6 protein-coding genes are annotated in these 8663 nt (G+C 71.0%); all 6 read left to right on the forward strand.

Annotation, left to right across the window (positions count from 1 at the left end; translation table 11 throughout):
- Nucleotides 1–441: 441 nt before the first annotated feature.
- The 6 genes from AB0G20_RS38495 (at nucleotide 442) to AB0G20_RS38520 (ending at nucleotide 8510) form a co-directional block, all read left to right on the forward strand.
- Entirely contained in the window at nucleotides 442–2100 is a 1659-nt protein-coding gene (locus AB0G20_RS38495) for a CTP synthase (RefSeq protein WP_248507700.1), read from the forward strand.
- 94 nt (nucleotides 2101–2194) lie between these two features.
- A complete protein-coding gene (locus AB0G20_RS38500; RefSeq protein ID WP_361311268.1) occupies nucleotides 2195–2821 on the forward strand; it encodes an NUDIX hydrolase in 627 nt (208 codons plus the stop codon).
- A 280-nt stretch (nucleotides 2822–3101) separates the two neighbouring features.
- Nucleotides 3102–5141, forward strand: a complete 2040-nt coding sequence (locus AB0G20_RS38505) for a tetratricopeptide repeat protein (RefSeq protein ID WP_361311271.1) — start codon at nucleotides 3102–3104, stop codon at nucleotides 5139–5141.
- 137 nt (nucleotides 5142–5278) lie between these two features.
- The gene (gene ald, locus AB0G20_RS38510; protein WP_361311273.1) at nucleotides 5279–6403 is read left to right on the forward strand and encodes an alanine dehydrogenase; all 1125 of its coding nucleotides are present in this window, start codon (nucleotides 5279–5281) and stop codon (nucleotides 6401–6403) included.
- Nucleotides 6404–6816: 413 nt separating this feature from the next.
- Complete coding sequence (locus AB0G20_RS38515) at nucleotides 6817–7944, forward strand: ParA family protein (RefSeq protein WP_079128914.1); 1128 nt, start codon at nucleotides 6817–6819, stop codon at nucleotides 7942–7944.
- The gene (locus tag AB0G20_RS38520; RefSeq protein WP_361311277.1) at nucleotides 7929–8510 is read left to right on the forward strand and encodes a hypothetical protein; all 582 of its coding nucleotides are present in this window, start codon (nucleotides 7929–7931) and stop codon (nucleotides 8508–8510) included. The genes AB0G20_RS38515 and AB0G20_RS38520 overlap by 16 nt, the downstream gene beginning before the upstream one ends.
- The last annotated feature ends 153 nt before the right edge of the window (nucleotides 8511–8663 follow it).

An 8663-nucleotide genomic window follows, 5' to 3' on the forward strand; every position in this document is an offset into this window, starting at 1 on the left:
CGTCGTTGAGCGATGAAGCAAAACAGGTCACTCAGCCGTGATGCAAAGCGCCAATTGTTGCTCAACGAACTGACGAGCTCACGTTGTTCCGGTGGTTACGGGCGGGGGGTGGTGCCGTTGGGCCGGACGGGCTCGGCAGCGAGTGTCCGAGCAGGATACGACGCACGCAGATGATCCGGGTGCCCGTCGAGGCAAGGCGGGTACGCCGAACGAGTGAGCAACGGGTGAGGGACCGGTGACGGTAATCGCCTCCGTGTCGGGATGTGTGCGGAGCGTGGCCGGAAGCCATCGCCCCGCGGCGCTGATACGCTGGTAGCCCGTGGACCGGTGGGCCCCTTCCCGACAGGGAACCCCCGAACCGCAGCGACGGCGCCCCGGAGATTTCCGGCAGGCAGCCGTACCGCACCCCCAGACCGCGACCACGGGAGCCCCGTCTTGGCCATGCCGCCCGCCGCTTTTCGTAATTCGACGACCAAGCACATCTTCGTCACCGGGGGTGTCGCCTCCTCGCTCGGCAAGGGCCTGACGGCCTCCAGCCTCGGCATGCTGCTCAAGGCCCGCGGTCTGCGCGTCGTGATGCAGAAGCTCGACCCGTACCTGAACGTGGACCCGGGCACGATGAACCCCTTCCAGCACGGTGAGGTGTTCGTCACCAACGACGGCGCCGAGACCGACCTGGACATCGGCCACTACGAGCGGTTCCTCGACCGGGACCTCGACGGCTCCGCGAACGTCACCACCGGCCAGGTGTACTCGACCGTGATCGCCAAGGAGCGGCGCGGCGAGTACCTGGGCGACACCGTGCAGGTCATCCCGCACATCACCAACGAGATCAAGCACCGCATCCGCCGCATGGCGACGGACGAGGTCGACGTCGTGATCACCGAGGTCGGCGGCACGGTCGGCGACATCGAGTCGCTGCCGTTCCTGGAGACCGTCCGCCAGGTCCGTCACGAGGTCGGCCGTGACAACGTCTTCGTCGTCCATATCTCGCTCCTGCCGTACATCGGCCCCTCGGGTGAGCTGAAGACGAAGCCCACCCAGCACTCGGTTGCGGCGCTGCGCAACATCGGTATCCAGCCTGACGCCATCGTCCTGCGCTGCGACCGCGAGGTGCCCACCGCCATCAAGCGGAAGATCTCGCTGATGTGCGACGTCGACGAGGCCGCCGTCGTGGCCTGCCCCGACGCCCGCTCGATCTACGACATCCCGAAGACCGTGCACGGCGAGGGCCTGGACGCCTACGTCGTCCGCAAGCTGGACCTGCCGTTCCGCGACGTGGACTGGACGACCTGGGACGACCTGCTCGACCGCGTCCACAACCCCGACCACGAGATCACCCTCGCGCTGGTCGGCAAGTACATCGACCTGCCCGACGCCTACCTGTCGGTCACGGAGGCGCTGCGCGCCGGCGGCTTCGCCAACCGGGCCCGCGTGAAGATCAAGTGGGTCACCTCCGACGACTGCAAGACCCCGGCGGGCGCGGCCCAGCAGCTCGGCGACGTCGACGGCATCTGCATCCCCGGCGGCTTCGGCGAGCGCGGCGTGAACGGCAAGGTCGGCGCCATCCGCTACGCCCGCGAGAACAAGGTGCCGCTGCTCGGCCTCTGCCTCGGCCTGCAGTGCATCGTGATCGAGGCCGCGCGCAACCTGGCCGACATCTCCGACGCCAACTCCACCGAGTTCGATCCCGCCACCGGGCACCCGGTCATCTCCACCATGGCCGAGCAGATGGACATCGTCGCCGGTGAGGGTGACATGGGCGGCACCATGCGGCTCGGCATGTACCCGGCCAAGCTGGCCGAGGGCTCGATCGTGCGCGAGGTGTACGACGGCAAGGAGTACGTCGAGGAGCGCCACCGGCACCGCTACGAGGTGAACAACGCCTACCGCGCCGAGCTCGAGAAGCAGGCGGGCATCCTGTTCTCCGGCACCTCGCCGGACGGCAAGCTCGTCGAGTACGTCGAGTACCCGCGCGACGTCCACCCGTACCTGGTCGCCACGCAGGCCCACCCGGAGCTGCGCTCGCGCCCGACGCGTCCGCATCCGCTGTTCGCCGGGCTGGTCAAGGCCTCGGTCGAGCGGAAGACTTCGAAGTAACACACCAGTTGTACGGTGGCCGGGGTGCATCCCTTCAAAGGGTGTGCACCCCGGTTTCGTTTCGGCAGGTCGTGTGGCACGTGGAAGGACAGGCATGACGATCAAGGACACCCCGGAGGAGTGGGAGATCCGGGCGACCCAGACCCCCTTCGTGGGTAACAAGACCTCCGTCCGCACCGACGACGTGGTCATGCCGGACGGCACCGTGGTCGGCCGTGACTACCAGGTCCACCCCGGTTCCGTGGCCGTCCTCGCCCTCGACGAGGCCGACCGCGTCCTGGTCCTGCGCCAGTACCGCCACCCCGTGCGCCACAAGCTGTGGGAGATCCCGGCCGGACTGCTCGACGTCCCCGGCGAGAACCCGCTGCACGCCGCGCAGCGCGAGCTGTACGAGGAGGCGCATGTCAAGGCCGAGGACTGGCGGGTGCTGACCGACGTCTACACCACGCCCGGCGGCTGCGACGAGGCGGTCCGGATCTTCCTCGCGCGCGATCTGTCCGCGGCCGAGGGCGAGCGTTTCGCCGTCGCGGAGGAAGAGGCCGACATGGAACTCGACCGGGTGCCGGTCGAGGACCTCGTGAGGGGCGTGCTGGCCGGCGAGCTCCACAACAACTGCCTCGTCGTGGGCGTCCTCTCCCTGGTCGCCGCGCGCGGTGGTGACGGCCTGGACGCCCTGCGCCCGGCCCAGGCGCCGTGGCCGGCGCGTCCGTTCGAGGCGTAGCGCTCCGCCGGGGGTGCCGCGCATGCTGTTCGGTCGGGTGCGGCACCGCTGTGGCTGGTCGCGCCCGCGCGGCGGAGCCGCAGATCAGGCACAGCCCCGCGCCCCTTCGGGCGCGACCTCCCGCTGTAGGTCCTACGATCAGCTGATCCGATCGGGGGAAGTGGTCGTCCCGCCCGCCGTGCTCCACCCGGGACGTTGCAGAGCGTGAACTAGGCTCTGGGGCACGCCCGAACCGGAGTCCCGGCGGGCTTGCGTGTGCGGTGGGACGGGAGTGTGGCCCGTGACGGATCAGGTCGTGGAGACAGGCGACGTGCGGCCGGCCGGGCGCGCTGCCGGGGCGAGCGAGTTCCTGGGCCGCACACGGGAGTTGAAGGAACTGCGCGCCGACATCGAGCGCGCCGGACTGGACACGCTGGCCGGTCGCAAGGCACCCCGCGCGCGCGTGCTGCTCATCGCCGGCCGGCCCGGCTCGGGCCGCACTGCACTCGCCGAGGAACTCGTACGGCAGGTTGCGGACGGTTACCCCGACGGGGTGCTGCGCGCGAGCCTGACCGACCCCGACGGCACCCCCGTCCCCGTCGGACGCGCCGCCCGGGACCTCCTCATGGCCCTGGACGAGCAGGCACCGGCCGGGGCCTGCGAGGACGACCTCACCGACGCCCTGCGCACCGCCCTGGCCGATCGCCGCGCCCTGCTCCTGCTGGACGACGCGGCCGACGCCGAGCAGGTCGACGCCCTGCTGCCCGACACCCCGGACTGCCTCGTCGTCGCGGTCTCCGAAGGCCCGCTGACCGGCATCTCGGATGTCCGCCCCTGCACCCTGGGCGGCCTGGACGCCAAGTCCGGGGTGGAGCTGCTGACCCGGCACACCGGCTCGGTCCGCATCACCGTCGACCCCCGGGCCGCCGAGGGCCTCGCCGAGGAGTGCCAGGGGCAGCCCGCCGCGCTGATGCTGGCGGGCGGCTGGCTCGCGTCCCGCCCCAAGGCCGCCGTCTCCGACCTGGCCAAGCAACTGCGCGCCGAGGACACCGAGGGCAGCGCCCTGACCCGGGTCTTCCGGCTCGCCTACGCCGCCCTGCCCGCGACCGCCGCCCGGATGCTGCGCCTGCTCGCCCTCGCCCCGGCCGGACTGGTCGACCCGCAGACCGCGTCCGCGCTCGTCGGCTGCTCGGTCGGCAGCGCCCGCACCACCCTCGACGACTTCGTCGCCCTGGGCTTCCTGCACCCGGTGGACTCCCCGCTGCCGCAGTACGAGGTGCCCGGCTGTCTGCACCCCCAGCTGCGGATCCTCGCCGAGCACCACGAACGCCCGGCCGAGCTCCAGCTGGCCCGCGCCCGCATGCTGGAACGGACCGTACGGCTGCTCCAGGCCTGCCGGGCGATCACCGAGACCGACAGCCCCCAGGCACGCCAGAAGCTCCTCGACATGCCGCGCGCCCTGCGCTTCCCCACCCCGCGGGCGGCCGCCGACTGGCTGCGGCTGACCCGGCCCGCCCTGCTGGCCTCGGCCCGGCTCGCGGTCGCCGACGGGGAGCTGGACACCCTGGCCAGGCGGCTGATGTCCCAGCTGGTCAGAGCGATGGCGGCGCACATCGGGACTCAGGCGGCCGCGCCCGACCTCTACGACATCCACAGCCTGGTCCTCGACGTCGCCGAGCGCCGCGGCCTGCCCCGCGAGCGGGCCGCCGCCCTGCTCAACCTCGGCGACCTCGACGCCCGCACCGGCCGCACGGCCGACGCCCTGGTGCGCTACCGGGCCGCGCTGGACGCCGGGCGCGAGGTGAACGACCCGTATGCGACCGGCCGCGCGATGGAATCCGTAGGCGGCGCGCACCTGGAGCTCGGCGACTTCGACCGGGCCGCCGACTGGTTCGGCCGCGCCCTGGTCGAGCGGCTCGCCCGGGACGAGCGCGCGGACGCCGCCCGGCTCTACGGGCGGATCGCCGCCGCCCACACCTTCGCGGGCCGCTACGGCGAGGCCCTGCGGAACTGGCGCGCGGCGATCGCGGGCCACCGCAAGAACGGAGACGTGGCCGCCCAGGCGCGGGCCCTGAGCGAGCTGGCGCGGGTCCAGGAGTACGCGGGCCGGCCCGAGGAGTCGCTGCGCACCTGCCGGGAGGCCGTGGAGTGGGCGCGGCGTGCCGAGGACCCGCGGCTGCAGGCCGCCCTGCACCTGCGGGTCGCCGACACCCTCGAACACCTGGGGGATCCCGCGTCGGCAGGGCTGCACCGGGGCGCCGCCGAGCGGATTCTCAGCGACTCAAACCTTCAAAATGACCCCGACGCCTGCGAAATCCGTAGCGCATCAGTCGAAGATTGATGCAATGGAAGGCTAGACAGCGAGAACACCTTCATTAGACTGGCTCTGCCGCACGTTCTCCTGCGGTCTCTCCCGGTGTGCCCGTGCGTGCCCGGGTATGTCTTAGTAAGACCCCCCATACCCTCTGAGCAAGGACCGTGATCGACGTGAAGGTCGGCATCCCCCGCGAGGTCAAGAACAACGAGTTCCGGGTGGCCATCACCCCCGCCGGCGTGCACGAGCTGGTGCGTCATGGCCACCAGGTCGTCATCGAGCGCGGCGCCGGCGTCGGCTCCTCGATCCTGGACACCGAGTACGTCGCCGCCGGCGCGCAGATCCTGGACACCGCCGACGAGGTGTGGGCCGCCGCCGACCTGCTGCTGAAGGTCAAGGAGCCCATCGCCGAGGAGTACCACCGGCTCCGCAAGGACCAGACGCTCTTCACCTACCTGCACCTGGCCGCCTCCAAGGAGTGCACGGACGCCCTCCTGGAGTCCGGCACCACGGCGATCGCCTACGAGACGGTCGAGCTGCCCAGCCGCGCGCTGCCGCTGCTCGCCCCGATGTCCGAGGTCGCGGGCCGGCTGGCCCCGCAGGTCGGCGCCTACCACCTGATGCGCGCCAACGGCGGCCGCGGCGTCCTGCCCGGCGGTGTCCCCGGCGTGCTGGCCGGCCGCGCCGTCGTGATCGGCGGCGGCGTCTCCGGCTGGAACGCCGCGCAGATCGCCATCGGCATGGGCTTCCACGTGACCCTGCTCGACAAGGACATCAACAAGCTCCGCGAGGCGGACAAGATCTTCGGCACGAAGATCCAGACCGTCGTCTCGAACGCCTTCGAGCTGGAGAAGGCCTGCCTGGAGGCCGACCTCGTCATCGGCGCGGTGCTGATCCCCGGCGCCAAGGCCCCGAAGCTGGTCACCAATGAGCTCGTCTCGCGGATGAAGCCCGGAAGTGTCCTTGTCGACATCGCGATCGACCAGGGCGGCTGCTTCGAGGACTCCCGCCCGACCACCCACGCCGAGCCGGCCTTCCAGGTCCACAACTCGGTCTTCTACTGCGTCGCCAACATGCCCGGCGCGGTGCCGAACACCTCCACCTACGCGCTGACCAACGCCACGCTGCCGTACATCGTGGAGCTCGCGAACCACGGCTGGGTGCAGGCGCTGCGCCGCGACCCGGCGCTGGCCCGGGGTCTCAACACCCATGACGGCAAGGTCGTTTACCGCGAGGTCGCCGAGGCGCACGGCGTGGAGCACGTGGAGCTGTCCTCGCTGCTCGGCTGAGCCTGCACGGCCGGTAAGTCGGCTAAGTGACCAACCGGCAAAGGCGATACGTCAACACGGGTCGTCAACGCCGCACACCCGGCCGGACCTTGCCCGACAAGGTCCGGCCGGATGTGTGTATGGTCACTTCGCGATTCTCGAGCAACTCGCCTCGAACGTAACCCTTCAACCGATTCGCACACCGGTGAAACCTGCCGTGCGACGGCCGTACGCCCTTGACAGCGGGATGTTTCATTGCCGACACATCGGGCCGGGTCCGGCGGATTGTGTTGCTGCGGACGCCCGACACGCCATAGAGTCGCCAACCGTCGGCATGGTGCCACGCTGACCTGTCTAGAAGTTTCCTGGTCACCAAGGAGGTAAGACGACTTGTGAATGAGTCGACATTTACTCCCGGGGGTGGTCAACCAGGAATGCCTGCACCGGGCCAGGGGCCCGCGGGGTTCGAGGCTGTCGGCTCCGTCGCTGTGCGCACCTTCGCAGCCCACCAGAGTCAGCAGGCGACTCACACAGCACACCAGAAGATGGATGGCCATCACGTGAACGCCATGGCCGGCGACGGAAGTGGCGCGCCCCACAACCACTTCGCCGACTACGACGAACTGCCCGAGGGGCACTTCTACGACCCCGACGCGGAGTACGAGCCCGATCCCGAGTACGCGGCCACACTCGCGCCCGACGCGGCCAGACAGCGCCGCGAGCGCGTCGGTCCGACCGGGCGTCCGCTGCCGTACTTCCCGATCCCGGGTCCGCTGCCCGAACACGGACCCGCGAAGATCATCGCGATGTGCAACCAGAAGGGCGGCGTCGGCAAGACCACGTCGACCATCAACCTGGGTGCCGCGCTCGCGGAGTACGGACGCCGAGTCCTGCTCGTGGACTTCGACCCGCAGGGCGCGCTGTCGGTCGGACTCGGCGTCAACCCGATGGAACTCGACCTCACCGTCTACAACCTGCTCATGGAGCGGGGGATGGCGGCCGACGAGGTGCTGCTGAAGACGGCGGTCCCCAACATGGACCTGCTGCCCAGCAACATCGACCTGTCGGCGGCCGAGGTCCAGCTGGTCTCCGAGGTCGCCCGTGAGTCGACGCTGCAGCGGGCCCTGAAGCCGCTGCTGCCCGACTACGACTTCATCGTCATCGACTGCCAGCCCTCGCTCGGCCTGCTCACGGTGAACGCCCTGACGGCCGCGCACAAGGTGATAGTGCCTCTGGAGTGCGAGTTCTTCGCACTGCGTGGTGTGGCCCTGCTGACGGAGACCATCGAGAAGGTCCAGGAACGGCTCAACCCGGAGCTGGAGCTCGACGGCATCCTCGCCACGATGTACGACTCGCGCACGGTGCACAGCCGTGAGGTGCTCGCGCGTGTGGTCGAGGCGTTCGACGACCACGTCTACCACACGGTCATCGGGCGCACGGTCCGCTTCCCGGAGACCACGGTCGCCGGTGAGCCGATCACCACGTACGCCTCCAACTCCGTCGGTGCCGCCGCCTATCGCCAGCTCGCCAGGGAGGTGCTCGCCCGGTGTCACGCCGAGTGAGTCTGCCGGGGGCCGACGAACTCTTCCGTACGACAGGGGGGATGGCGCTTCAGTCGTCCCAGCCCAGGCGTCAGGCCAACGGCGACGCCCGGGTGCCCGCTCCGGCGGGGGAGGGCGACGCGGCGGCCGCGGAGGACGCGCCGCAGTCGGTGCCCGCGCAGGGCGGTGACGGCGAGGGCGCGGAGCATGTCGCGGCGGACGCGGAGCCGGCCGAGGCCGGGGAGGCCCACAGCCGTTCCGCGGCCGCCGAGCGCTCCGGCCCGGCCCGTCGGCAGACGGCGCAGGAAGGTTCTGCCGCCGGTGCCGCCGGGGCCGCGCCCCGCAAGCGCGGGCGGAACCCCTCGCGCCGCCCCAGCGGCCGTGAGCGGCACGACGAGAAGATCACGGTGTACGTGTCGGCCGAGGAGCTCATGGACCTCGAGCACGCCCGTCTCGTGCTGCGCGGCGAGCACGGCCTGGCCGTCGACCGCGGGCGCATCGTCCGCGAGGCGGTCGCGGTGGTCCTCGCCGACCTGGAGACCCGCGGAGACGCCAGCATCCTCGTACGACGACTGCGCGGGCGGTAGCGGTAGCCTGCGGGGGCCATGACCTCGAACGCTTCCCCACCTCCCCCCGGCGGCCGGTCCGGCCGCCGGCGTGCGCTGGGGCAGGGACCGGCGGCTCCGCCGGCCGAGCAGCCGGCGGAGACGGCCCAGCCCGGGGTGTCCCTCGCGGGGCCG

The organism is Streptomyces sp. NPDC024017, from assembly GCF_040638895.1.
Taxonomy (GTDB): Bacteria; Actinomycetota; Actinomycetes; order Streptomycetales; family Streptomycetaceae; genus Streptomyces.

Excerpts from the sequence above, each read along its gene's own strand:
- AB0G20_RS38495 (WP_248507700.1), top strand. The coding sequence starts at position 442 with ATGCCGCCCGCCGCTTTTCGTAATTCGACGACCAAGCACATCTTCGTC.
- AB0G20_RS38500 (WP_361311268.1), top strand. The coding sequence starts at position 2,195 with ATGACGATCAAGGACACCCCGGAGGAGTGGGAGATCCGGGCGACCCAG.
- AB0G20_RS38515 (WP_079128914.1), top strand. The coding sequence starts at position 6,817 with ATGCCTGCACCGGGCCAGGGGCCCGCGGGGTTCGAGGCTGTCGGCTCC.